The sequence below is a fragment of the Bacillus cereus group sp. RP37 genome (assembly GCF_040459695.1).
Taxonomy (GTDB): domain Bacteria; phylum Bacillota; class Bacilli; order Bacillales; family Bacillaceae_G; genus Bacillus_A.
Genome location: NZ_JARVHP010000001.1, coordinates 3,160,022 through 3,183,086, shown reverse-complemented (window position 1 = coordinate 3,183,086; position 23,065 = coordinate 3,160,022). Strand labels below are relative to the sequence as shown.

The window sequence follows — 23,065 nt, the reverse complement described above, 5'->3', positions numbered from 1 at the left end:
GACGGGCTTAACTCGTCGTTTTTTACTCTTTACAAACTTGTCACAAATATAGGCAGAAATTATTGGTATAATTAAAAGAAAATTTTACTCAAGAGGTGAAGGGATGTTCAAAAAAATTATTGATTCTTTATTAGGAAAGAAAAAATATCGTTCGTATTCGAGTAGTGACTATCGCCATAGAGGGCGCTCTTATTCAAGTAGCGATTATAAACGACGTTCATCGGGTTATGGGCATCAACATTATAAAAGAAAACGTAAAAGCCGTAGCTTCTTTTCAAGTAGCTGATGAAATGGCGTCGTATACTAGCTTTATTTGATAGACCACTGCGAAAAAATACAATTGTTGCAGAACGTTATAAAATTGAATCAGTAATTGGAATGGGTAGTTATGGGGTTACATATGTCGTTAATGATTTACAAATAAATAGATATAAAGTCTTAAAACAATTAAGACAAAGTAAACAAAGATATGAGTCTGGTAGAAAATCATTTGAACAAGAGAAAATGATTTTACAAACATTAAATCATCATGCAATTCCTAGGTTATATGATCATTTTGTATGGGAGAAAAAAAGCTTTTTTGTGATGGAATATATGCCGGGTAAAAATTTCGAAGATTATATTTTCTTAGATGGGCATGTGTATACAGAACGTGAAGTTTTTTTGGTTTTATATAAAATATTACAAATTGTGTCGGTGTTTCATAGTGAAGGCATTATTCACCGAGATTTACGCATTCCAAACATATTAATGAAAGAAAACCAAATTAGTATTATTGATTTTGGATTGGCTAAATTGAAGGGTGAGGGTGATGAACGAGCTACAACTTATGAAGGTGAACAAGCTTTGATGCGAGAAGTTCACTTTCGTAGCGATTTTTATGCGCTTGGTCATTTCTCGTTATTTTTATTATATGCAGGCTATGAATCTAATGAAAAACATGAAAAACCATGGTATGACGAATTAACTTTGGAAAATTATAACCGTGAAATGCTTATGCGAATGTTACAAATAAAAACACCGTACTATGAGAATGTACAAGATTTAAAAAAAGATGTAGCTTTTGCTTTAGAAAGGATGGAGGCTCCATGTTTCAAAAGTTTTTAGCAAGCGTTGGTATTGGTAGTACAAAAGTAGATACAGTTCTTGAAAAAGATGAGTATATTGTTGGAGAAGAGATACAAGGGAAGGTTCATATAACTGGTGGTTCAGTTAACCAACAAATTGAAAGCATTTACTTAACGTTATCAACAGCGTATGTACGAGAAGTGGATGATAAAAAAGTAACAGCAACATATGATTTAGAGCGAGTTCGTTTAACAGAACCTTTTTCTGTTGAGCCGAATGAAAAAAAAGAAATTCCATTTTCATTTAAAATGCCAGTTGAAACACCGCTTACACTTGGAATGAAAACAGTTTGGGTGCATACAGGCCTTGATATTAAACGCAGTATAGATCCAAGTGATCGTGATTACATTCAAGTGTTGCCAAATGCACTATTAAATAGTGTGTTAGAGAGTGTAAATCAATTAGGTTTTAAAGCGCGTCATATAGAATGTGAAGAATTACCGTATCGATTACGTAAGCAAGTTCCATTCGCACAAGAATTTGAGTTTGTTCCTGTTTCGGGAGAGTATTATGGGAAATTAGACGAACTAGAATTATTAATCTTGCCAAGCGCATATGATCGCCTAGAGATTATTATGGAAGTTGACAGAAAATCTCGTGGATTAGCAGGTTTATTTGCAGAAGCGCTTGATCTTGACGAGAAAGTGATTCGCTTTACAGTAATGAATGAAGATATTCCAATGATGAAAGAAAAAATTAACAATTATATTTTTTAATAAACTATGCATAAAAAAGAAATTGAGAGGAAAACTAAAACAACCGCTCCATTTTTTTTGCATAGTGAGGTTATGTATGTGAAACGATATCGACATTTATACTTGTTAAGTTTTACGCTACTCATTTGTTTTGTCGTATTATCACTTTCGTATCATACCGCTTGTATTGAGAAATTTGACAATATAGTAGCGCATTTTATTCAAGGTTTTCGAAACGACTACTTGACAGCCTACTTTACTTGGGTGTCTTTTATCGGTTCCAAAAGAATATATTTTCCGTTACTCATTATTCTTGTAATGTATTTTCTCGTTAGAAAAAAGTTGCTTAGTGCATTACTTCTAACAATTAATTATTATGGATCTCGTTATTTAAACAGTATGCTTAAACTATGGTACGAACGAGCAAGACCTGATGTAACGCAGCTTGTTACTGCAACTGGATATAGTTTTCCGAGCGGCCATACGATGAATGCTACTGCTTTTTTAGGTTTTATTGCATACGTCACGATTACAGAAGAGCGTATTACATTGCATAAAAAATTGTTGATTATTTTTATAGCGAGCTTTGTTGTATTATCTATTTCAGTTAGCCGAATATATCTTGGCGTTCACTATCCATCTGACATATTAGCGGGATGGGCAGCGGGCGGTAGCTGGCTCGTTTTATGTGTTATATTTCATAAAACGTTCATTAAAAAAGAACCTATGTCATAATAGGTTCTTTTTCCATTGGTTCAACATGAATGTGTGCATGGTAAATGCCAAAATTTTTCCGAAGCATAGCCTCGATGTTGTCAGTAATACAATGACTTTCACCAACATCCATACGAGCATCAACCTCGATCGTAATATCAACGTACGTTTGATTCCCATACATACGAGCGCGAATATCTACGATGTTTTCCACGCCACCAATATGTTCAATAGCATCAGCATACTCTTCCATCTTATCTGGATCAATTCCATCCGTTAGCATATGAGAAGCTTCTACGAAAATCTCCCATGCAGTTTTACAAATAATAAGGCCGACAACTAAAGCGGCTATAGGATCTAAAATAGGCATTTGGAACTGTGAACCAACAATACCTACTACTGTACCAATACTTACGAGAGCATCTGATAAATTATCCTTTGCAGCGGCTTCTAATGATTTGCTTTTTGTCCGTGCTGCAATCTTTTTCGTATACAAATACACACAGTACATAACGACAGCAGAAAATAAGGCTACCCATGCTGCAAGAACATTAGGCGCTGCTTGTTTCGGATTAAAAAAAGATTGAATGGCACTAATAACAACTTCTAATCCGACCGTTGCCATAATAAAAGAAGCAACAAGTGATGCAATTTGTTCTGCACGTGAATGTCCATATGGATGATCTGGGTCACGAGGTTTACGAGAGATTTTTAGACCAATTAATATCGCTAAAGAAGCACCGATATCCGTTAAGTTATTTAAACCGTCAGCACGTAATGCGCTAGAGAGGGTAATATAACTGATGATGATTTTCATAGAGGATAAAAATATGTAGGCCATAATGCTGACAATAGCACCTTTATCAGCTTCTTTATGAGAAAGAGTATCCATTTTAATCACTCACCTTTCTACAAGGAATTTCTTTCTATAAATAGAGTACCAAACGAAACTCGTGTGGGTCTATACAAACATTGTTGACGTTTTATAGCTTTTTAAGAAGTGGATAACAAAGTTTCGCGAAGGAAAAATATGTTGTAAAGTGCAAAGTTAAGGTGTGAACTTAATTGGAGTTTATTTACAATGTAAGGGTAGGAGGTTAGATGGATGAAGAAGCGTTTACTTTTCTTACTATGTATTATTCTTATAATTACAGGATGCAATTCATCAAACAATGAAAATAGGCAGGAGTATCATATTTTAAAATTATCAATAGCTACTTTTAAAAAGGCTATGGTGGATTGAATGACAAATATTTTATGAATATAGATGACAAACAAATAATCTGTTAAATGAAATGAAAAAACAAAAGAGAAGAGGTGAAATACCACAATACGATATACTAATTACATATGGAAATAGTGATACGAAAGGTATACATTTATACCTCAGAGATGAAGGGAAAAGGAGTGTAATTATGTACATTGGTCATGAAGAAACTGTATACTACACTTCTGAAGAAATGACGAAACAACTACGAAAGATAATTGTGAAAAAAGATAAAAACCCTCTGAAAAATATTTTTCAGAGGGTTTTTATCTTAGTATGCTTCTAAAAACTCAGTAACTTGCTCTTCAGTTTTTGCGTTAGCACTATGTAAGTGGCCTAGCTTCTCGCCATTTTGATATACAAGCAGGCTTGGAATACCCATTACTTGATACTCTTCAGCGATACTTGGGAACTCATCTTTATTAATAGAATACCATTCAAACTTATTGAACTCTTCCATTACATCGCCGATAAAGTTGTCCATGCGCACGCAATCTGGGCACCATGTAGTAAAGAACTTAACAACTACTGGCTCCTCGCTTGCGATGATGTCTTTGAATTCCTGTTCAGATTTGATTTCTTTCATGTTTTTGACTCCTCTCAATGTCACACGGATATGCTAGTATTTTTATGCAAAATCCGTAATTGCAAACATTAGTTTTTTGAAATAAATTGTTTGCAAAATCTTCGACTGTTTTTTTGTAGGTTTGGTAGAACATGTGAGTAGGTATCAAATGTGACCCTACTCTTTTATGTCCTGATCATTCATTTGCGATTTTTGGATATACACCTTAAATCCTAGAAACGAATATTAGGAACCTCACTTTTCTTTATAAGCTTTTTCATGAGCTGTGTCAAACTTCTGAAATTGTAAGTTTACTATTATAAGTAGGGTAAATCAAATTGTATTCATGTTAGCCATTGCTATAACGTTCTTTTCCTCAGATATTTGTAGGAGATGTTTATGAAGCGCCAGTAATGTAATGTCGGATAAAACAAGCAATCTCTTTCCGGCACTTAGAGAAAGTAAACGGTGGATGATCATTACTCATAAATTTTATGAGTGAATTGAACAACAAGCAGGAAATTTAAAAAATGATGTAGGAGATGCAGGTATGAATTTAGAGGAATCGTTATAAGAACTTATTCGTGAAGTTGTGAGAGAAGAGATTAGGGCGGGGTTAGCTGAGTTCCAGCAACAATCACAATCAAATAAAGTAATGTGGGCGAAAGAAGTGCGAGTAACAAGATGCACTGTATAGAGTGAAAGAAAAACACGATGTGGAACGCGAAAGAGATTGTAAGAACATCTGAGGAATTATTCAGTGGTTAAGAAGTCAGGCGGTTAATGTAGATGTGGTAGAAAGAAATCATTATATTATTTTTTCAGAGAGGGGAATTAGGATGTTGAAATGGGTAAAGAAACTATTTTCAAAAAACGCCCACCCTGCATTGTTTCTGAGAAACAAGAAGGTGAGCTTCAATTAAACGAAACGAATTGGGTTTGTGAAAAATGTGCCCAAATTACGCATGAACAAGGTATTGAAAGAAATGAATATACCCTTTACATCTTATTCCATAAATAACAAAGCTGGTGAGCTTCTGATTCAAGAGCTATTAAATGATCATTATTAATAGAGTTATTCGTATACATTCTGTTCTTTTGGATGTTAAGGACTGTATAATTCACATCGTTATATTCATTTGAAAATGTTGATTCATTTAATAATGTCAGTGTTGAGTTGATATTATATTTATCAATTCGTTCTTTTTTTCCTTTGAAAAACAGTTTAATAAGATGCGGCTCATCATTAATGAGCAAACCAAGTTCAGGTGATGAGCGGACGATTAAATTATCTGATAACCAATGTGATTTACCTGGATCAAACCAAGAGACGTCTTTGTTTTTAATAAATTTTTTGTACTGCTTTATAACATCAATATAGTTTTGCTTTTTCTTCTGGTCAACAGTTTGTATTAATGTTTCAAAACATTCAAAAGGTAGTTCGTTTTTATGAAATTTAATAACAGTTTCTCGTAATTGTTTCCAGTAATCAAAAACTGGGTGATATTCAGGTTGAGATTTTAGATTCTTTACAAAATTTGTTTTTGCTGCACTACTTTTCAGTGTGAAGTCTAAAAATTGTGTAAGTCCCACCTTAATTTCCGCCATGTTACACCCCCTTTCCAAACATTACTAATTCGATATTGAAAAGGGAAATCCTGCATTTTTAAGGAGGTGCACTAGATGCTAGAAAAACCAATGTTCATGTACAAAGGCTACTGTAACGTTGATCCGGAAATACCAATTAATTTTATATATTTAGCCAAGGTGCGTGAGTGTCGTGGCTTTTGTGTTTCTTATTGCGTATTGCTAACACGAAAAAAGGTCCTGTTGTTTCCAACAGGACCTTTCCTAAAATGGCAAAGAGTAACTCTTACCTTACTCTTCTCGTATATAATACCTGAAAAAGATAGATGTGTATACAACAAGAAATCCCAATGTAATTATTCGGATATAGTGTTTAAAAATAAAAAGGTGGGATTTAAAATAAGGAATTAAATTACAAACGTTGATTTATCAATTGGTTAGAATGTTTTTTTATCAACTTGTAGTAAATAAAGTGATATTGAGATAATAAGATATGTAATTTTGTATACCGAATTGTAAAGTTGAATAAGGGTGTACATGATCTAAATGATACGGAAGTTGAGGAGAGTAATACTGAAATTTTACTGTGTGAAATAAATTCATTTGAATATAAGCAAAAATAGAGGTTTGCCTTAGACATTTATGAAGGTTAAGAATATTTATAAAGAAAGGAGTAAATGCACAGGTCCGATTTTTGTAATGATGGAGGGAATTGATGTGGACATAACTCAAAGTATAGCGCGAATAGTGGTTAATGGGAAAGATCTTCCGTTTCGTTCAGTTAGTACTTCTGTATGGAATCAAGGGCCTGTAAATGATTTAATTGTTTCAACAAACCAGAGAGTCGAGGAGTTTTATCAATTTATGTGGTCGCAAGTACCAGTAATGCTTGCGATGTATTTTCTTCAGGGTGCGGACTTAATGAGGTTTGCTAGAATTATTGGGATTAATCAAAGTGTAGCGGGAGAATATATTTATCATTTCTCTTGGGGATAAAATGAATGTAAAGTAGCTTAACAGCTGCTTTTTTATTTTGTGAAATTTTAGGGGGTGATGAATAGGAGGTTAGGAAAATAAGATTAGAGCGTGATATAGATAATTTGTGACTCTATTTAAGCTCGTAAAGATACTGGGTTACTTCTTTTAATACAATGGATTTTACAAACAAATGTATAGAAGTATACATAAGAAAAATGTAATGAGTCGAATAATATCCCCTCCATATGTATATTGCGATTAACACGAAGCACGTACAGGGGTCTGCTATGAATATGAAGTTTTTAAGGAGCACAAAAAATAGTTCCGGTTGCTATACCAGTTGGAGCAACACCTACTGGTACCGTATCTATAACCGTATTTGTAGCAGTATTGATAACAGAAACAGTATTACTAGCTTGGTTTGTAACATAGGCACGAGTGCCATCTGGTATGATGGTTACTTGATCCGGGGATAAAGCAACAGGAATTGTATCGATTACTGCATTTGTTGCTACGTTTATTACCGATACATTATCGCTAACTTTATTTACAACATAAATACGAGTGCCATCTGGTGTAATATCTATACCGACCGGTTCAGTACCTACGTTAATTGTATTAATAACGGAATTAGTAGCGGTGTCAATAACAGAAACCGTATTGCTATTTTGATTTGTGACATAGGCACGAGTGCCATCTAGTGTAAAGACGATTATCCTAGGGCGAATACCAACAGGAATCGTAGCGCTAACTGTATTTGTAGCAGTATTAATAACAGAAATTGTGTTGCTTAATTCGTTTGCAACATATGCAAAAGCTCCATTTGGAGAAATAGTGATTCCTTGCGGAGCGTTACCAACAGGAATTGTATCAATGACGGTGTTAGTAGCAGCATTAATAACAGAAACCGTATTATTACCGTGATTTCCAACATAAACAGTTGTGTTATTTGGAGAAACAGCTACACCAATCGGGTCGCTTCCAACAGGAATGGTAGCGATAACCGAATTTGTAGAAGTATCAATAACGGAGACGGTATCAGAAAAAATATTAGTAACATAAGCGCGAGTTCCATTTGGAGAAACGGTTACTTCGAGAGGTGCATTATCTACAGTAATTGTAGCTACAACTGTATTTGTTCCGGTGTTAATTACAGATACTGTATCATCGGTAGGATCATCTATAACTCCTGCGTTTGTAACATAAACAAGGAAATTACATGCAGGTCCGGTTGGCCGCGTCGGTCCCGTCGGCCCTTCGAGTCCTTCCGGTCCCGTCGGCCCTTCGAGTCCTTCCGGTCGGCCCTTCGAGTCCTTCCGGTCCCGTCGGCCCTTCGAGTCCTTCCGGTCCTGGTGGTCCCTCCGGCCTTTGAATTCCTTCCACGCCTTGAGGTCCAGTTGCACCTGCGAGCCCTTCTGGTCCTTGAATCCCTTGCACACCTTGAGATCCTTGAGCTCCTCTAGGTCCAGTCGGTCCCGGTGTTCCAATAATATTTAATAGCGAACTATTCAATATTCCTTGCAAAATTAAGTTGAACGTTTGCTGCAGAAGAGGGTCTGATATATTTGAACAACTAATAAGTGAAGATAAGTTTTGGAATAAAAATTGAAACAATGCAGAAATTTGAGTAAGTGATGCAGTAGGCAAGGAATTGATTAATTGAGTTATAGTTCGTATAACTAAACTTTTATTTGGAGTATTTGGTTGTACTGCAATTAATAAATCATTTAACGCCTGTAATGATGATTGGAGTATTTGTATCGTTGTTGGGTTTGGTGTAGTGAAAAAAGAAAAGATAGCTTGATTTAATTGGTTAATTAGGGACAATAATTCTTGTTGCTGAGAAAATGAGAAAAAAACAGGTGTACAACAATTAGTTTGATCACAAGGGGATATAGAAATAAAACAGAGGAATTGGAACTTTTCGCACGGATCGTTTGAGTTTTTATTATATTTTATAATTACCTCCTTTAAAAAAAGAAAATAGTAAGTATGTTTTGATAATTAATATTTGTTTCTAGATTTAAGTGTTTATGAGCATAAGTTATATGTGAAATATCCAGGAATGTTTTTTAAAAGTATATGTCAACAAAATGGATGTGTCCTTATGAGACTAGTATTATTGTAAAGGGTGGATAAGGTGATAATTTTAAGTTTAATTAAGTTAAGATCTAATGCAGCTCCATATAGAATTTTATTTAAGATTATTCATTTTGTAATTTTATATAATCTCCTTTAATAATTCATTTACGTTTAATAATTGAAGATATTAAAAGAAATAATTATAATGAAAAACTTACTAAAAGCTAATGTACTAGGTTTTAGCACTTCCTAAAATAAAGAATCATAATATATTTTGTAATAACTTATATGGAAGTGGGTTGAAAATAATGTTTTATTCATATTTTGCTTCTCAAGCAGATATTCGACCAGCATATGGTACATCAATAACGTTTAGCGGAGCACAAAGTACAGTTCAAGCTGTTCAACAAGCGTTACAAATGCAACAACAAATGCAAATGCAGCAACAAGGTATACAGCCGTATTATTCATCCATGGAGTATTTTTACCCAGTACATCAAATCACACCGTATGGAAGTTCTTTTCTTACTATCCCATATGGAACTGTATTTAATCTATAAAGAAAAATTTTTATTAGTTGGGAGCAGGTTCCAAACTGATTATTAGCTCTTACCAATCGGGCAACACGGCTCCCACCTAACTGTGCCGAATTTTGAGGTGTGAGTCTTATTGCTTACAAATGGCGGGTACAATTGAGGGGGATGAAATTGTGTTTATGTAAGCGTCAAATAGTCCCCACATATAATTTGTAAATAATCCATGAGATAATCCCCGTACATACTACAAGTTGAGTTTTTTGTGAGAAGAAACCGATTAAAGAAAGAATAGGAATTATCTTATCATAACAAATGATGGTTAGTTGTTTTGTATGAAAGGATACATAAACATTTACTTAGGCGAACCAGGCCTAGATGCAACAATGAAGTCCTATCTGCGGTTATATCGTACAGGACGAATGTCTTATAACTATTAACTTACTAAGAACATCCTAACCGATTTTTCCCATTTTGAAGGATATTTACAGCCATAACATCTTATATTTTGTTTATAATTGTAAATAGTTATTAAAATGTATAAATATTTTTAAAAATAAAAAGGGAAAATAATGCAACTTTTTAATTTGTTTATTCGTGTTATATATGAAAGGAGGAGGGGGATGGAGATTGAAGAAATATATAAAGTTTATATAAACGATGTGTACCGGTATTTATTTTCCCTTTCTCGCAGTCATCACGTAGCGGAGGACTTGATGCAGGAGACTTTTTATCGGGCGTATCTTTATCTAGAAGACTATGAAAACCAAAAGGTAAAATCATGGCTTTTTAAAGTGGCATATCATACGTTTATTGATTTTGTAAGGAAAGAGAAAAAAGTAACGTTTGTAGGAACGGAGGAATTAGAGACAATACAAGCAGGGGAATCTACAGAAGAGTATGTAGTCGCAAAAAATAGTTACGAAAAATTAATTCAGATTATTCATACTTTACCGGTGATAGAGGCACAAGCTATTTTATTATGTGACGTACATCAATTAACGTACGAAGAGGGTGCTTCTGTATTAGATTTAAAGTTAAACACTTATAAAAGTCATATATTTCGTGGGAGAAAGAGATTAAAAGAATTGTTAAAGGAGGAAAAGAGTCAAAATGACAAATGATAAACCTCATTCTGAACAAGATGATTATAAAGAATTGTTACAAGAAGCTCTTCATCAAAGGCCAGCCTCTCTTCCTGATGGAAAACAGGAGCAAGTGTTGAAAATAGGTAAAAAAAGAGCGCGTATTACGAATGTTTTGATTGTATTTACTTTGTTATTACTTATTCAACCTATTATATATATATCTACACTCTTTTATTATACATTGGCACCTACAAACGCGATGGAGATACGGAATGTAGTAAATCAAACGTTAAGTGTAACAGAACCAAATGTATTTATGAAAGAAAGGGACATGGAGCAAACGTTGTTACCGCTTAGTTTACAATTGCATTTTGATTTGTATAAAAGGGTAGGAAAGAAAGATATTCGAATAGGAGAAGAGAAAACAGATTATTTATTAAGTAGAGCAACGAAAGTAAGCCGTGAATATACAACAGATGAAAAAATTCCAGAAATCTCATACGTAGATAACGAGGTATTGTCTCACCCTAATAATTATAATGTGTCTTATAGTAGTAGCGAAGAAGCGCAGGTATTAAAAGGTCTTCCGCAAGAATCTGTTGTAGAAGCATTTGTATCTTTTAGAGAATTATTAAGTATACAAGAGGTAACGAACATGTTTCCAACTATTGATATTGTTTGGTATGCCGTGAATACAGGACTAGAGGAGAAGCAAAAGAATGATGAGGGTATGTATGTTGCACCGATTGGTTTTCCGGCAGATATAATTTCAAGTCTAGGTGGTCCTTTTTCAAGTGATTCACCTCATGAAGAACAATTTATTGATGTGTTAAAGTCATTACAGAAGCATGAAGATTTAGCGGTGAAGCTATCTAGAGCGAAAACTTTAGAGTTGTCAAAGCGTATTTCTTTCCTTGAAAAAAATGGGGTAAAAACATACGGAGCAGTTGTAACTGGACCTAAAGGAGAAGTTGAAAAATTAATGAGTCATGAAAAAGTTAGAAACTTGAAAGTAGGTGAAGCGAGATTATGGAATTGGCATTCTTAAAAAAAAGAAAGAATCATAGTTATAAAAAGGAAACGTGGATGGGGATTATTTCATTAATTATTGCATTTCTAGCGTTATTGTATTTAAACATTATATTGCTTATGCAAGAAACATTTATAGACGAAGGTTTTCGGCAAATAGTTGGAGTTGGATTGTTATGTTCAGTCGTAGGCATGATCACAAAAAGAAAAAGTCGAAAATATGCATTGTGGGCATGTAGTTTATTTGTTTTTATGCTACTATTTGCTGTATTTGGATTTATGCTAGGTTGGATGATAAGCTTTGCGCCGTAAATATGAGGGAAGGAGCGGATGTAGATTCGCTCTTTTTTTTGTATAGTAAGTAAAATAGATAAGAGAAGAACCTATCAAATTTGAATAGAGAGCAATATGCATCTAGGCTGTGGTGTTGTTGATAAGTTTTTCGCTCACGTGTATATAAATAGGGCGTAAGTATAGGGCTTAAGCAATAGCTCGTCCAAACATTACGAATACCTCTTACATAATATGTAGTAATAAGCATGAAAGGGGAACTAGTATGTCTTGTAAAGAGTATAAAAAGAAACTGCATGGCTGTTGTAAGAACACTAGTAAGTGTAATGACAACAAGGATAAGCTTATTAGGGCATCAGCATTTAGAGCTAGAAATACGGTGGATCAAACGGTTCCTGCCAATACTTTTGTAAAGGTATTGTTCCAAAATGAACAATTTGATTTAGCAAATGAGTATAATCCAGCAACGTCTATTTTTATTCCGAAGACTAGAGGGGTTTACTCTATTATTGGAACGATTGGTTTTTTTCCAAACAATTCTAGCTTAAATTATAGAGCTCGTGTAGAAATTCGTGTGAATGGAAACGCAGCAATAGCTATAGATAATGACTTTTTCGGTCCAATAAGCTTTGGAAATGTAGTAAGTGTTTCGACGATCATTCAATTGGATGAAGGAGACCAAGTTGAGGTGTATGCACAAAGTAGCATAGACGGAGTTTTAAGCACTTCGGAAGACGGCTCACATTTTGAAGCGGCAAGATTCCCTTCACCAATTAAATAAAGTCGAGTATACAGAAGATAAAGGATAATCCCTGCCGAAATGGTAGGGGTTTTTTTATTCTATTAAAAATAGTATCAGTTTTTCCAAACGATTCTAATCTATGTTACATATTATGTAATCATAAATTTAAGGGGGGATTTACTACGCCATACTATTACTGTAAGTATTGTCAAGGTTATAAAAAGAAAAGTCATGATTGTTTTAGAAAAAATAGTCAATGTGATAGAAAGTATGTAAAAGTGAATTGTTGTGATGATAAGAAAGAAAAGCTTGTAAGAGCGTCTGCATTTAGAGCTGTTAATACAATGAATCAACTTGTTCCGGAAAATACTTCTGTTAAAGTATTATTTCAAAATGAACAGTTTGATCTAGCGAACGAATATAATCCAGCAACATCTATTTTTATTCCGAAGACTAGAGGAGTATATAGTGTACTAGGAAATATAACATTCTCTCCAAATGATTTTAATGTAAATTACAGAGCTAGAGTTGAAATTCGTGTGAATGGAAATCCAGCAATAGCGATAGATAATGATTTCTTTGGGACAGGGGTATTTTTTAATAATGATGTTTCAGTAACTTCTATTCTTCAATTAGAAGCAGGGGATTCAGTTGAAGTTTTTACTGAGAGTAGTGTTGCTGGCGTAATTGTACAAAATGTTAATGGTTTGAATACTGTTCACTTTGAAGCGGCAAGATTCCCTTCTCCAACTGAATAATGAAGATAATAAAACATTTTTTGTAGTTTTAGTTAATCCCCTTCACCAAATGGTGGGGGATTATTATTGTTTTTCTAAAATATATGGGTAAATGGACCTCCTTAAGTATATAAAGAATTTTAATATATTGTTGGTCAATTTAGTAGCTAGATGATGATTGAATCAATATACAAATGTAACAGAGGTCAGTTTAAATGAAAAAGAGCATGACATGGCGATCAAGCGCTTTTCTCAATGGCGAAGAATAGATCTTTATGTTGCCTTGTTATACGTCAAAAACCACAGCGGACTTTAGGGGTAGGAGCGTCAAACTCTTTTAAACTAATTTATAATCTGAGTTCATACCCATTCATAGTTCTGAGTAGTTATTTTTTTATCAATTAATCCCCTTTGTCCAAAGCTGATAACTTCTAAATTTTCTCTTCCTATATAGTAATTCGTACATTGGGTGTTTTCTAGTGGAGTATGCCAAGAAATTAAAAGTGCTTCTACATCTGATAATTTTTGTTCAGAATATTTACCGCCATTAGGAAATTCTAAAATCCCTAACCTTACATGGATTCCTCTTGCTCCATGAATCCAATCTTTGTAATGTTCATTTAATCGCTTCGAAAAACTTCTTTTTGTTTTTCCAATGTATAGTAATTTTTCTTTTCCACGATACACTCTATAAATTGCATATATCCCCTTTGAAAAAGCTTCTTCATAATGATTGATTTCAGATAAATTATAAAGTTTAGACCACCTAATATGTACAACAGTCATACATTTCACCTTTTTATCAAGATATTAAAATAAAATAAATTAACTCATTTCAATTTCTCAAAAATCGAAAGAAAATGCAAGGATTATAGTGAACGTATAATAAATAAATAAATAAATAAGTATTGTTGAGTACACATTGATTAGATTGTTTATAAACAGTGGGTGGGTTTACCACTCATGAAATATAAAAGTGAACAGGTTTACATGTATAGAATGAGGGATAAATAAAAAAAGAGCATACATAAAAAGTACGCTCTAAAGAAAGATAGGTTTTATGAGTGGATAATCTCCATACATTAATATATGCTCGGTTCATAAAAACGTGTAAAAAATCAATAGATTATCAATGGAATATCATGAAATGAGTAATTTTAATCTATTATTGAAGTCGTTTAGCTAACCAAATTGTAAGGATTGTGAATAGGAACGGATTAACAATTGGATAATGATCGCACTTCAGTTTCGTATTTCTTATAGTTTGGATATTGCGTAATAGTTTGACATTTAGGTGTGGAAAGTTGATTAATTATAGACACATTTGTAATTACCTCGTTACAAGGACCGAAAAATGTAACTTTTAGTTTTGAATTTGGTGGAACTTTGAACAAGATAGGTTTTTTTTTCATGAAATCAGCTCCTAAGATGCAGTATTGTATACTGCGATTTTTCGTTTAGATTATAAAGGCGTATTAATATAATATGAAAATTTAGTTGAGTTGATAATGATATGGAGTTTTATAGTGTGATCAGAATGTGGAAAATTAGTAGAAACTTAATTAAAAGACTGTATATTTTGAAAAACAATATAGATTTTCTTTATTTATATTATAGATAGCTAGTATTAGGCATAAGGGGCTTTCAATAAAACAATCTTTGAATATGATAATAAAAAGGAGTGGAATTGTAATGGGGTATATTATAGATATTTCAAAATGGAATGGAACTATTAATTGGGATATTGCAGCATCTTGGCTAGATTTAGTTATTGCTAGAGTTCAAGATGGCTCGAATACGGTAGATTTTATGTATCAAAATTATGTGAATGAAATGAAGAAACGCAGTATTCCATTTGGTAATTATGCATTTTGCCGTTTTATATCTATTGCTGATGCCAGGAAAGAGGCACAAGATTTTTGGAGTCGTGGCGATAAATCTGCTAAATTTTGGGTGGTGGACGTAGAAGTTCAAACGATGATGGATATGCAAGGGGGGACACAAGCTTTTATAGATGAATTACGCCGTTTAGGTGCAAAAAAAGTAGGGCTATATGTGGGGCATCACACGTATGTATCATTTGGAGCACGTAATATTGAAGCTGATTTTGTATGGATACCTCGTTATGGAGGGAATAAGCCAGCATATCCGTGCGATATTTGGCAATATACTGATTCGGGAAATGTTCCTGGTATTGGGAAATGTGATTTGAATCAATTAATAGGAAATAAGTCGCTTTCTTGGTTTATAGATTCAGATCAAGTAAATCAATCTATTCAATCTAACAAAGAGAATACACAGCAATCAAATGGTATTGGTATTGCGATTTCAAAATATCCAGATGGATATGGCATAAACTTATATGAAAATCCTGCGAATCCGCAGTTTACAGGTACAATCACTCAAAAAACGCCATATTTAGTCTTACATGGTTATTGGGGAGGTGCCAATAAAGATATGATTTGCTTGGGGAACGATAAGCAGTGGGTATATGAAAAATATTTTGATGTGAAATGGTTTTATGCATCCTCAAAATATCCTGTTGGGTACGAAGTAAATTACTATGCAGAGCCTGAATGTATAAATTATAAAGGTAATATTGATGGATCAAAATCTTTTCGTGTGTGGGGAAGAGCCAAGAATGCGGTAGATATCGGAAAAAATAATTGGATACTGGAAGAACATGTAACGATTAAGTATGTATAAGTAGCTAAAATGTTTTTAGGAATACGCAAAGGGTCATATTACTGATACATAGTAAGATGACCTTTAATATTTGAACAAAAAGAGCATGATACATAGTTTTTTCAAATGAAATGAATTACATGTGGAAAACACATTGTTTACACAAGTGTATCGTATAGTTATTCTTGTATAATAATAAAAGTGAGGTATTTTGAATTGAAAAAGAAAAAACTATTTTTAGGAACAATTATTTCATGCGTAGTACTGGCATTATCTGCATGTGGTTCCTCAGACAACGTAGTAACATCAAAAGTAGGAAATGTTACAGAGAAAGAGTTAAGTAAAGAATTAAGACAAAAATATGGGGAAAGTACTTTATATCAAATGGTGTTAAGTAAGGCGTTGCTAGATAAATATAAAGTTTCAGATGAAGAAGCAAAAAAACAAGTAGAAGAAGCAAAAGATAAAATGGGTGACAACTTCAAATCGACTTTAGAGCGAGTTGGGTTAAAAAATGAAGATGAATTAAAAGAAAAAATGAAGCCAGAAATTGCATTTGAGAAAGCGATTAAAGCGACTGTCACAGAAAAAGATGTAAAAGATAACTATAAACCAGAAATGAAGGTAAGTCACATTTTAGTGAAAGATGAAAAGACTGCTAAAGAAGTGAAAGAGAAAGTAAATAATGGTGAAGATTTTGCGGCTTTAGTGAAGCAATACTCAGAGGATACTGGTTCAAAGGAACAAGGCGGAGAAATAACTGGTTTTGCTCCAGGGCAAACGGCGAAAGAATTTGAGGAAGCTGTGTATAAATTAGATGCAGGACAAGTAAGCGATCCGGTAAAAACAACTTATGGTTACCATATTATTAAAGTGACGGATAAAAAAGAATTGAAGCCATTTGATGAAGTGAAAGATAAAATTCGTAAAGATTTAGAACAGCAAAGACTACAAGATACGACAGGTAAATGGAAACAACAAATAGTCAATGATTTATTGAAAGATGCTAATATTAAGGTTAACGATAAAGAATTTAAAGATACATTTGAATTTCTAGAAAAGAAATAATGACTGTAATTATAATTAGAAAAGGGAACCTATATAGGTTCCCTTTTCTAATTAGTGTGTGAGTTATAAATAGATAGTAAGACAATACAATATTACATTTAAATATTAAGAATTACAATGGGAAATTATGGTTTTTTTAAGGCGGATAATAAGTACTTCATAGAATGTTGATATTATAATGTTTTAATTGATTAATTTGATTGAAGTGGATAAACATAGTTTGAAGAATGATACATGGTGTATAAGCAAAGAAGAGCCTGATATGGCTCTCAGGCTCTTCTCTCAATAGCAAAGAATAAGTCTTTTAATTATTCTTCTACTATAGAATACACTAAAAATGTCTATTTGTGTAGAAAAATGTCGAAAAAATTATGTATCACATTGCAAGAGCAATGGAAGTGAAAACACTATTTGAATAGGGAGGAAATAGGGTCTTCTTTAAAAATATATTTGCTTCATTATCGTTAGTAAATCCGGATTATGCTCAATTGTATGTAATTGATTTAAAAGAAGAAGGATTAGGGCGTAGCGAATATAAAAAATCAAAGAAACATCGGAGCCATGGCATGATACTGAGCGTCATGGAGAAAATAAAAGAGTATAGAAAGTACATGAAAGAATGTGCAACAAGAACATTGTTCATACAAATGAAAAGGGCTGGTATTTCATTCTGAAATAGCCATAAACAAATTGGAACAAACTAATCTAAAATACTCATAAAATCATCGGTGATACATACAATAGTATTGAGAATATATTGACGCTATAGGAAGTGAAAAGCAGAGCATTCTATTAAGATGGATGTTCTTTTTAGTATGGAATTTTCATGGGAAAGAATGAATACTTTTAAATGAATTATTGAATTGATAAATAATTCATATAGGGGGAGAAAATGTGAAAGTAATTTTTCAAAGAGAAGGTGGAGGGAAGATTTTTGAATCGTATGATGAAGATATAAGTAACCTATTAGTTATTTTAAAAGAAACGAAAGGGATTAAGATCGGGATGGTTGAGTATGAAGTATTAAAATATGAATTAGAGTATTTTCGTAACCCCAAAAAAACAGTGACAGAGAGGGAATTACATATAATAGTACAACCAAAATATATGTAATAATAAGAGGCAATTATGTATTTTTAAACAGTTTTATATAGTATGTACGAAAAGAGAGTGTTTAAATTGCTCTCTTTTCATAGAAATTTTGTGAGTTCGTTCTTCATAATGTATGCTTTCATTTATAGATGGGTTAATAAAATCAAAAATTTAAAACCTTTTAGTTTAGGCAGAAATTTTATATTTAAGTAGATAAATGTTTATATAAAGTATTTTTTATACGAATATGGAGGAGTAAAAATGAGTTTAGCAAGTTATATAGGATGCAATGTAGAAATTCCGTTAACGGATCCAGATTCTAATGATGTAATTGTTTTTGGACCGTGCTTTTCAGATGAAAGTATGCTTGAAATTGTACAAGAGTTTCAATTTCAAACAAATTACACGTATGAAGTTTCAACGAGTTGGGGCATTGAACTTGTTGAGTGGCAAAATGAAAGGGAGAAGAAAGAAGCTAAAAAAAAGCTATTAGCTTTATGCTCGATTATGGAAGGATATTTAAATGATGGGGATTATTTTGAATTATTCAGTTGTTGGGTTGGTGATGAACATAAAGAACGAGTGGGAGAATTAAAATTAAAAATAAATCATATTAATATAGATGAAATTTGTATTCCGGAAAGAACACTTGTCAGGATAGAAAAATAAATATAGAAATATACGATATTAGAAAAAGCGACTTTACTTTGTATGAAGTCGCTTTTTTAGTTGATAGGTGAACGTCCTATTAAATAAGAAGTGAAAAGCTTATTCGATGAAGAAAAAATAAATGATGGATAAATCATTTCAAAAGAACGTAGGTTCGTGTATAATTAGAACGAATGTTCCTGTGGGTATAGATAGTATAAGAGTTAGAAATAAAATGAAACTTTAATTAGCAGGGTGTTCATCCTCCGCTAATTATTAGTTTTCACCAATTAAGCGTTTACGGGCAATTGATTTTCGTCTTACCGTCCTCGCATATAGCGAATTTTGAGGTAAGGGCTTCACTACCTGTTAATGCGGGATAAAATATGAGCCTAGCAATTAATAATGAATAATTGAGGAACAATGTGTGTGAAATAGAGTGGATAAATGATCAAGGAGATACAGAAATGAATGATGTAAAGGTGCAAAAAGAAAAAAGAGAATGGGTTCCATTTACAGTAATGTCGGAACAGTTGTTAAGTATACAAAAGGTTATTGGAGAGAAATTTAAAGTACAAAAACCGCTCTTAACAAACGAAGCAAAAGAGGGAATTTCTGATAAATTATTAACGTCATTATTGTCTGAGAAAGAAATATTGGTGACATATTTTGAAGATGGCTACATCCTTACAAGTTATATGACAGTTGTGCATATAAACCCGCTAAAGCACAGTGTAATATGTACTGACGCATTTTATAAAACTTACGTATTTAATACTTCGGATATTATTGAAATAACATAAAGGAAGCTGAAATTTAAATTTTAGCTTCCTTTATGTTATGTTAGATGAGGAATAGAAAAATGAAACGAAAAAGCAGCTAGCTTCATACTAGCTGCTAAGCCCCAGGGAAAGGGAGAAAAAGATAGGGTACTATAGCTGTGTAACAGCCTGATTATAGTATGGACAAATTTAAAATTCTTAAACAGAACGATGAAAAAATAAGACTAGGCTGTACCCACTTGGTTTTGATCTGCAAGGTCAGAATCAAACGTATTAGTCGCGCTCACGCCATTAAAAGTGTTAACAACAAAACCAACGTTTGAAGCACCGGATCCATTATAAGCCTTCGTATTTTCTTTCGGAGAAACGTTGTAGAAATCACCTAAGTTAAATGAACCGTTACTATTTTGTACAACTAAATTCCCTACAATTGAGGGCATAGTTTTCACCCGCTTTACAATCATTTGTTAACACTACTATATGGCCTTATAGTCCAAAGGGTTCATGTAACAAAAATTGTGGAATAGTAAAACGTTTGAAGTGTAGCTTAATCCCACAATAAAAGTATGTTAAAATTTATGTAAGGCTGAGTAATTAAAAATAACAATTGTATAATTAATATATACGAAATCAGAGGAGGCAAAATGTAATGAATAATGTTATAAAAAAAGTAGATTTAACAGATGCAAAATCAAGTAATCTTGTTGCACTTATTTATAGCAATGAAGTTATATTGATTGAAGAAGCATTTTGTCCAAATGAAATAAAATTAAAGTTTAATGAAATTGCAATTATATCGGCTATTAAAACAGCACATATAATGAAAGTATCCATCAGAAAAGAACTGGAAGCAATTTTTCATGATACTGGTGTTTTATTTGTGAAGCATAGTGTTGATTATGGTAACAGTCAATCTATCACTATGCATTTTGAACAATTCCAAAAGTTGCAACATGAGATTGAGAATTTATATAAAAGTATGTAATAAGACTAGATGAAGATTCTTACATAGAGGTGAACTGTTCTATGTTGAAAAAATGGTATGAAATTTTTTCGAATGAATCCCACTGTAAACATAAATATAGTTTTATTAAAATGCAGAAAAGAGAAGCTAAAATTTAAAAGCAATAACGAAATAAATCATGATTTTTTTGATATATAAGAAAGAGTAACTGTTATGGTTACTCTTTTTGTTTATATAAAAACTATTACTAAAGTATGAAATGAGTTGATACTTTAGTAAATGGCTGAATGAAAAGGAAGAGTGTACAATGTTGTAAAGGAGGAGAGGTACGTGACGCGAAACGACATTAGAAAGATTGTAATTATTACAGGAGTGACACAAGGATTAGGCCGTGCAATGGTTGATCGATTTCATGAATTGGGATGGAATATATATGGCTGTGGACGTTCAAAAGATAAAATTGAAGAACTGAAAAAATATTACGGTAATACACATGATTTTCAAATAATTGATGTTTCAAATTCTCAACAAGTAAGTAGTTGGGCAAATTATATACTCAACAGACATAGAGCACCTGATTTGTTAATAAATAATGCATCGATTGTTAATAAAAATGCACAATTGTGGAAAATAACCGCTCGAGAATTCGAAAATATAATGAATGTAAACGTAAACGGTGTAGTAAATGTAATAAGAGCGTTTGTCCCAGCGATGGTAGCTAGGAAAGAAGGAATTATTATTAATATGAGTTCTAGTTGGGGGAGAGAGGGGGAAGCTGAGCTTGCGCCATATTGTGCCTCAAAGTTTGCAATTGAAGGTATCACGAAATCTATGGCACTTGAATTGCCCTATGGTATGGCTGTTGTGGCTTTAGATCCGGGCGGAAGTATTAGCACCCCAATGCTGTATTCATGTGCACCACAGTATGTAAAAGAATCACCCACACCTGAAATTTGGTCACATCATGCGATTCAATATATATTGAATATAACAATAGATAAAAATGGAGCTTCATTGACATGTCCAGATTGTATGTAAATATATATTGAATTGTATAAGTATCTTTTAATTAGCAAATTTTTAGTGCACACACCATATATAAAAAAGTACCTTAAAGGTGCTTTTTTATATGATTAATACATTATAGAATGCACAAAATTACATATAGAAAATAAATATGGGATAAAGGATACCATTTGTGTATTTTGAAAGCACTAGAAAATTTCTAAATAGGTGATCAGAATGAATCCAAGCGGTTTAAAGGTGACAGGAGCATGGTTTCAAGTAGGAGGAAATCTTACAGCGGCTATTGGGACGACAAGAGGGTTTATCGGAGAAGAGAAAGTTGAATCGGATCTTGTAATTGTAGGAAGCTCATTACAAGCCCTCGGGTATATATTACAAATTATAGCGAGTAATAATACCGAAGATGAAGGTGAAAAAGAAAATCAAAATATTTGTTTGGAGAATAAAAGTGAAATGCTTGATAAAATGGGCATTGAGTTATTAGCATTAGGGAATATATCAAATGTAATAGGAACATATTTTAATATAAATGAACAATTGAAAGAGAATGATTTTCTCATAATTGTCGGAAACAGTTTACAATCAATTGGAGCTTTTTTAGGAGTAGAAGCAGCTTTGCTGGAGATGAAAGCAATACAGAGAATTATAATACTAGGCAATTCTCTGCAAAGTTTAGGCGCTGGACTTCAAGCGTATCAAGGTATTGTTAATGTATCGAAGAATGGAATAGAAAATGAAGATCATATGATTAATAAAAAGAACGAGAGGATAATAGCTCTCATTGGTATTTGGATACAAGCAATAGGAACTATTATTTCTGCGATTGGATTAACTATAATAGAGAAAGAAGAAAGATTAGAAAAAATAAAAATATGAAAATGCTCGTTTAATAAAGGTAGGGAAATTTCAATTTTACATAAGTGGTAAGATTGAAGTAGTAGGTTTTTGGGTATATGAATAGAATATATATAAGAGTAGAAAAGTTTTTCATGCTTAATTGAAATTTATGAAAGACAAAAAATAATTGGTTTTGTTAGTGTATGAAAAGAAGAGAGATAAAAAATACAAAAAAGGAGTTTTCAAGAGATGATGTATGTATTGGCAATTCTTCTACCACCTGTAGCCGTATTATTTTGTGGAAAACCAGTTCAAGCAATAATTAATTTCATATTAACATTAATATTTTGGGTTCCAGGGGTTATACATGCGATATTAGTTGTACATGATAAAAAAGCAGATCGGCGTTTAAAAAAACAAATTCAAGCATATGATGAAATTAATAAGAGGAATAGAAGATAGCTGAGTCGTGAATTTATTTTAAAAAGAAAGGGGGGACTACCTCCTTTCTTTTTTATGCTGTTGAA

General features: G+C 32.8%; 29 protein-coding genes and 3 pseudogenes. 24 read left to right on the top strand and 8 right to left on the bottom strand.

Going from position 1 to position 23,065, the window contains the following annotated elements; all coding sequences use genetic code 11:
- Nucleotides 1–103: 103 nt before the first annotated feature.
- The 4 genes from QCI44_RS16900 (at nt 104) to QCI44_RS16885 (ending at nt 2,558) form a co-directional block, all read left to right on the top strand.
- Nucleotides 104–286 (top strand): hypothetical protein, encoded by a 183-nt coding sequence (locus QCI44_RS16900; RefSeq protein WP_016088012.1) that lies wholly within the window; start codon nt 104–106, stop codon nt 284–286.
- The gene (locus tag QCI44_RS16895) at nt 286–1,107 is read left to right on the top strand and encodes a serine/threonine protein kinase (protein ID WP_016134400.1); all 822 of its coding nucleotides are present in this window, start codon (nt 286–288) and stop codon (nt 1,105–1,107) included. Before QCI44_RS16900 ends, QCI44_RS16895 begins: the two co-directional genes overlap by 1 nt.
- A complete protein-coding gene (locus QCI44_RS16890; RefSeq protein WP_016088010.1) occupies nt 1,089–1,844 on the top strand; it encodes a sporulation protein in 756 nt (251 codons plus the stop codon). The genes QCI44_RS16895 and QCI44_RS16890 overlap by 19 nt, the downstream gene beginning before the upstream one ends.
- A gap of 78 nt (nt 1,845–1,922) precedes the next feature.
- A complete protein-coding gene (locus QCI44_RS16885) occupies nt 1,923–2,558 on the top strand; it encodes a phosphatase PAP2 family protein (RefSeq protein WP_016088009.1) in 636 nt (211 codons plus the stop codon).
- Here the strand turns inward: QCI44_RS16885 and QCI44_RS16880 are convergent.
- Nucleotides 2,548–3,429 (bottom strand): cation diffusion facilitator family transporter, encoded by an 882-nt coding sequence (locus QCI44_RS16880; protein WP_016134401.1) that lies wholly within the window; start codon nt 3,427–3,429, stop codon nt 2,548–2,550. The two genes, QCI44_RS16885 and QCI44_RS16880, sit on opposite strands and share 11 nt — an antisense overlap.
- Nucleotides 3,430–3,642: 213 nt before the next feature.
- On the opposite strand from QCI44_RS16880, the gene QCI44_RS16875 reads away from it, so the two are divergent.
- Complete coding sequence (locus QCI44_RS16875) at nt 3,643–3,780, top strand: hypothetical protein (protein ID WP_016134402.1); 138 nt, start codon at nt 3,643–3,645, stop codon at nt 3,778–3,780.
- Between the two features lie 295 nt (nt 3,781–4,075).
- Here the strand turns inward: QCI44_RS16875 and QCI44_RS16870 are convergent, their stop codons facing one another.
- A complete protein-coding gene (locus QCI44_RS16870; protein ID WP_000658777.1) occupies nt 4,076–4,390 on the bottom strand; it encodes a thioredoxin family protein in 315 nt (104 codons plus the stop codon).
- 64 nt (nt 4,391–4,454) lie between these two features.
- Nucleotides 4,455–4,807, bottom strand: a pseudogene (locus QCI44_RS30650) (site-specific integrase); the annotation flags it as partial.
- A gap of 142 nt (nt 4,808–4,949) precedes the next feature.
- On the opposite strand from QCI44_RS30650, the pseudogene QCI44_RS16865 reads away from it, so the two are divergent.
- Together QCI44_RS16865 and QCI44_RS16860 are read left to right on the top strand one after the other, a co-directional pair.
- Nucleotides 4,950–5,039 (top strand): annotated as a pseudogene (locus tag QCI44_RS16865) (helix-turn-helix domain-containing protein); the annotation flags it as partial.
- Between the two features lie 177 nt (nt 5,040–5,216).
- Entirely contained in the window at nt 5,217–5,390 is a 174-nt protein-coding gene (locus QCI44_RS16860) for a hypothetical protein (protein ID WP_176539379.1), read from the top strand.
- Here the strand turns inward: QCI44_RS16860 and QCI44_RS16855 are convergent.
- Nucleotides 5,369–5,977, bottom strand: coding sequence for a hypothetical protein (locus QCI44_RS16855; protein ID WP_016134405.1), 609 nt, complete (start codon nt 5,975–5,977; stop codon nt 5,369–5,371). The genes QCI44_RS16860 and QCI44_RS16855 overlap by 22 nt on opposite strands.
- A 75-nt stretch (nt 5,978–6,052) precedes the next feature.
- On the opposite strand from QCI44_RS16855, the gene QCI44_RS16850 reads away from it, so the two are divergent.
- Both QCI44_RS16850 and QCI44_RS16845 read left to right on the top strand, forming a co-directional pair.
- The gene (locus QCI44_RS16850; protein WP_098561037.1) at nt 6,053–6,367 is read left to right on the top strand and encodes a hypothetical protein; all 315 of its coding nucleotides are present in this window, start codon (nt 6,053–6,055) and stop codon (nt 6,365–6,367) included.
- 231 nt (nt 6,368–6,598) lie between these two features.
- Nucleotides 6,599–6,952, top strand: a complete 354-nt coding sequence (locus tag QCI44_RS16845; protein ID WP_033659685.1) for a hypothetical protein — start codon at nt 6,599–6,601, stop codon at nt 6,950–6,952.
- Nucleotides 6,953–7,236: 284 nt separating this feature from the next.
- Here the strand turns inward: QCI44_RS16845 and QCI44_RS16840 are convergent.
- Nucleotides 7,237–8,893 (bottom strand): annotated as a pseudogene (locus tag QCI44_RS16840) (YVTN family beta-propeller repeat protein).
- A gap of 431 nt (nt 8,894–9,324) precedes the next feature.
- Between QCI44_RS16840 and QCI44_RS16835 the strand changes: the two are divergent.
- The 6 genes from QCI44_RS16835 to QCI44_RS16810 all read left to right on the top strand — a co-directional run bounded on the left by QCI44_RS16835 (nt 9,325) and on the right by QCI44_RS16810 (nt 13,457).
- Entirely contained in the window at nt 9,325–9,576 is a 252-nt protein-coding gene (locus QCI44_RS16835) for a DUF3947 family protein (protein ID WP_016088001.1), read from the top strand.
- Nucleotides 9,577–10,172: 596 nt separating this feature from the next.
- Nucleotides 10,173–10,673 (top strand): sigma-70 family RNA polymerase sigma factor, encoded by a 501-nt coding sequence (locus QCI44_RS16830; protein WP_088084230.1) that lies wholly within the window; start codon nt 10,173–10,175, stop codon nt 10,671–10,673.
- Entirely contained in the window at nt 10,663–11,685 is a 1,023-nt protein-coding gene (locus QCI44_RS16825; protein WP_016134409.1) for an anti-sigma factor, read from the top strand. Before QCI44_RS16830 ends, QCI44_RS16825 begins: the two co-directional genes overlap by 11 nt.
- Nucleotides 11,667–11,978, top strand: coding sequence for a hypothetical protein (locus QCI44_RS16820; protein WP_016134410.1), 312 nt, complete (start codon nt 11,667–11,669; stop codon nt 11,976–11,978). Before QCI44_RS16825 ends, QCI44_RS16820 begins: the two co-directional genes overlap by 19 nt.
- A 244-nt stretch (nt 11,979–12,222) precedes the next feature.
- Nucleotides 12,223–12,738, top strand: coding sequence for a C1q-like domain-containing protein (locus QCI44_RS16815; protein ID WP_016134411.1), 516 nt, complete (start codon nt 12,223–12,225; stop codon nt 12,736–12,738).
- 107 nt (nt 12,739–12,845) lie between these two features.
- Entirely contained in the window at nt 12,846–13,457 is a 612-nt protein-coding gene (locus QCI44_RS16810; protein WP_050582714.1) for a hypothetical protein, read from the top strand.
- Between the two features lie 339 nt (nt 13,458–13,796).
- Here the strand turns inward: QCI44_RS16810 and QCI44_RS16805 are convergent, their stop codons facing one another.
- Both QCI44_RS16805 and QCI44_RS16800 read right to left on the bottom strand, forming a co-directional pair.
- Nucleotides 13,797–14,222, bottom strand: coding sequence for a GIY-YIG nuclease family protein (locus tag QCI44_RS16805; protein WP_016134413.1), 426 nt, complete (start codon nt 14,220–14,222; stop codon nt 13,797–13,799).
- A gap of 431 nt (nt 14,223–14,653) precedes the next feature.
- The gene (locus QCI44_RS16800) at nt 14,654–14,848 is read right to left on the bottom strand and encodes a hypothetical protein (RefSeq protein ID WP_016087994.1); all 195 of its coding nucleotides are present in this window, start codon (nt 14,846–14,848) and stop codon (nt 14,654–14,656) included.
- A 280-nt stretch (nt 14,849–15,128) separates the two neighbouring features.
- Here QCI44_RS16800 and QCI44_RS16795 point away from each other — a divergent pair, with 280 nt between their 5' ends.
- The 5 genes from QCI44_RS16795 (at nt 15,129) to QCI44_RS16775 (ending at nt 19,732) form a co-directional block, all read left to right on the top strand.
- Nucleotides 15,129–16,142, top strand: a complete 1,014-nt coding sequence (locus tag QCI44_RS16795; protein ID WP_016134415.1) for a glycoside hydrolase family 25 protein — start codon at nt 15,129–15,131, stop codon at nt 16,140–16,142.
- Between the two features lie 195 nt (nt 16,143–16,337).
- Nucleotides 16,338–17,189 (top strand): peptidylprolyl isomerase PrsA, encoded by an 852-nt coding sequence (locus tag QCI44_RS16790; RefSeq protein WP_016087992.1) that lies wholly within the window; start codon nt 16,338–16,340, stop codon nt 17,187–17,189.
- A gap of 894 nt (nt 17,190–18,083) precedes the next feature.
- Nucleotides 18,084–18,302: a hypothetical protein gene (locus QCI44_RS16785; protein ID WP_016087991.1), complete on the top strand. Its 219-nt coding sequence runs from the start codon at nt 18,084–18,086 to the stop codon at nt 18,300–18,302.
- A 240-nt stretch (nt 18,303–18,542) separates the two neighbouring features.
- Nucleotides 18,543–18,950, top strand: a complete 408-nt coding sequence (locus QCI44_RS16780) for a KH domain-containing protein (RefSeq protein ID WP_016134416.1) — start codon at nt 18,543–18,545, stop codon at nt 18,948–18,950.
- Nucleotides 18,951–19,396: 446 nt separating this feature from the next.
- A complete protein-coding gene (locus QCI44_RS16775; protein WP_033659687.1) occupies nt 19,397–19,732 on the top strand; it encodes a YolD-like family protein in 336 nt (111 codons plus the stop codon).
- A 203-nt stretch (nt 19,733–19,935) separates the two neighbouring features.
- Here QCI44_RS16775 and gerPF read toward each other — a convergent pair whose 3' ends face one another.
- Nucleotides 19,936–20,151 carry a spore germination protein GerPF gene (gerPF, locus tag QCI44_RS16770; RefSeq protein ID WP_033659688.1) on the bottom strand — a complete coding sequence of 72 codons (216 nt, stop codon included), beginning with the start codon at nt 20,149–20,151 and terminating at the stop codon, nt 19,936–19,938.
- A 209-nt stretch (nt 20,152–20,360) separates the two neighbouring features.
- Here gerPF and QCI44_RS16765 point away from each other — a divergent pair, with 209 nt between their 5' ends.
- The 4 genes from QCI44_RS16765 (at nt 20,361) to QCI44_RS16750 (ending at nt 23,000) form a co-directional block, all read left to right on the top strand.
- The gene (locus QCI44_RS16765) at nt 20,361–20,696 is read left to right on the top strand and encodes a hypothetical protein (protein ID WP_016087987.1); all 336 of its coding nucleotides are present in this window, start codon (nt 20,361–20,363) and stop codon (nt 20,694–20,696) included.
- 309 nt (nt 20,697–21,005) lie between these two features.
- Nucleotides 21,006–21,713: an SDR family oxidoreductase gene (locus tag QCI44_RS16760; RefSeq protein WP_088084226.1), complete on the top strand. Its 708-nt coding sequence runs from the start codon at nt 21,006–21,008 to the stop codon at nt 21,711–21,713.
- Between the two features lie 204 nt (nt 21,714–21,917).
- Nucleotides 21,918–22,577 carry a DUF6944 family repetitive protein gene (locus tag QCI44_RS16755; RefSeq protein WP_016134419.1) on the top strand — a complete coding sequence of 220 codons (660 nt, stop codon included), beginning with the start codon at nt 21,918–21,920 and terminating at the stop codon, nt 22,575–22,577.
- A gap of 210 nt (nt 22,578–22,787) precedes the next feature.
- Complete coding sequence (locus QCI44_RS16750) at nt 22,788–23,000, top strand: YqaE/Pmp3 family membrane protein (protein WP_016087984.1); 213 nt, start codon at nt 22,788–22,790, stop codon at nt 22,998–23,000.
- Nucleotides 23,001–23,065: the final 65 nt, after the last annotated feature.

Bases quoted from the DNA above. Each gene is read 5' to 3' on its own strand.
- QCI44_RS16830 (WP_088084230.1), top strand. From the start codon at position 10,173: ATGGAGATTGAAGAAATATATAAAGTTTATATAAACGATGTGTACCGG.
- QCI44_RS16900 (WP_016088012.1), top strand. From the start codon at position 104: ATGTTCAAAAAAATTATTGATTCTTTATTAGGAAAGAAAAAATATCGT.
- QCI44_RS16850 (WP_098561037.1), top strand. From the start codon at position 6,053: ATGCTAGAAAAACCAATGTTCATGTACAAAGGCTACTGTAACGTTGAT.
- QCI44_RS16755 (WP_016134419.1), top strand. From the start codon at position 21,918: ATGAATCCAAGCGGTTTAAAGGTGACAGGAGCATGGTTTCAAGTAGGA.
- QCI44_RS16870 (WP_000658777.1), bottom strand. From the start codon at position 4,390: ATGAAAGAAATCAAATCTGAACAGGAATTCAAAGACATCATCGCAAGC.
- QCI44_RS16820 (WP_016134410.1), top strand. From the start codon at position 11,667: ATGGAATTGGCATTCTTAAAAAAAAGAAAGAATCATAGTTATAAAAAG.
- QCI44_RS16875 (WP_016134402.1), top strand. From the start codon at position 3,643: ATGAAGAAGCGTTTACTTTTCTTACTATGTATTATTCTTATAATTACA.
- QCI44_RS16780 (WP_016134416.1), top strand. From the start codon at position 18,543: ATGAGTTTAGCAAGTTATATAGGATGCAATGTAGAAATTCCGTTAACG.
- QCI44_RS16855 (WP_016134405.1), bottom strand. From the start codon at position 5,977: ATGGCGGAAATTAAGGTGGGACTTACACAATTTTTAGACTTCACACTG.
- QCI44_RS16895 (WP_016134400.1), top strand. From the start codon at position 286: ATGAAATGGCGTCGTATACTAGCTTTATTTGATAGACCACTGCGAAAA.
- QCI44_RS16890 (WP_016088010.1), top strand. From the start codon at position 1,089: ATGTTTCAAAAGTTTTTAGCAAGCGTTGGTATTGGTAGTACAAAAGTA.
- QCI44_RS16815 (WP_016134411.1), top strand. From the start codon at position 12,223: ATGTCTTGTAAAGAGTATAAAAAGAAACTGCATGGCTGTTGTAAGAAC.
- QCI44_RS16805 (WP_016134413.1), bottom strand. From the start codon at position 14,222: ATGACTGTTGTACATATTAGGTGGTCTAAACTTTATAATTTATCTGAA.
- QCI44_RS16880 (WP_016134401.1), bottom strand. From the start codon at position 3,429: ATGGATACTCTTTCTCATAAAGAAGCTGATAAAGGTGCTATTGTCAGC.
- QCI44_RS16775 (WP_033659687.1), top strand. From the start codon at position 19,397: ATGAATGATGTAAAGGTGCAAAAAGAAAAAAGAGAATGGGTTCCATTT.
- QCI44_RS16765 (WP_016087987.1), top strand. From the start codon at position 20,361: ATGAATAATGTTATAAAAAAAGTAGATTTAACAGATGCAAAATCAAGT.
- QCI44_RS16800 (WP_016087994.1), bottom strand. From the start codon at position 14,848: ATGAAAAAAAAACCTATCTTGTTCAAAGTTCCACCAAATTCAAAACTA.
- QCI44_RS16795 (WP_016134415.1), top strand. From the start codon at position 15,129: ATGGGGTATATTATAGATATTTCAAAATGGAATGGAACTATTAATTGG.
- QCI44_RS16860 (WP_176539379.1), top strand. From the start codon at position 5,217: ATGGGTAAAGAAACTATTTTCAAAAAACGCCCACCCTGCATTGTTTCT.
- QCI44_RS16835 (WP_016088001.1), top strand. From the start codon at position 9,325: ATGTTTTATTCATATTTTGCTTCTCAAGCAGATATTCGACCAGCATAT.
- QCI44_RS16845 (WP_033659685.1), top strand. From the start codon at position 6,599: ATGAAGGTTAAGAATATTTATAAAGAAAGGAGTAAATGCACAGGTCCG.
- QCI44_RS16825 (WP_016134409.1), top strand. From the start codon at position 10,663: ATGACAAATGATAAACCTCATTCTGAACAAGATGATTATAAAGAATTG.
- gerPF (WP_033659688.1), bottom strand. From the start codon at position 20,151: ATGCCCTCAATTGTAGGGAATTTAGTTGTACAAAATAGTAACGGTTCA.
- QCI44_RS16750 (WP_016087984.1), top strand. From the start codon at position 22,788: ATGATGTATGTATTGGCAATTCTTCTACCACCTGTAGCCGTATTATTT.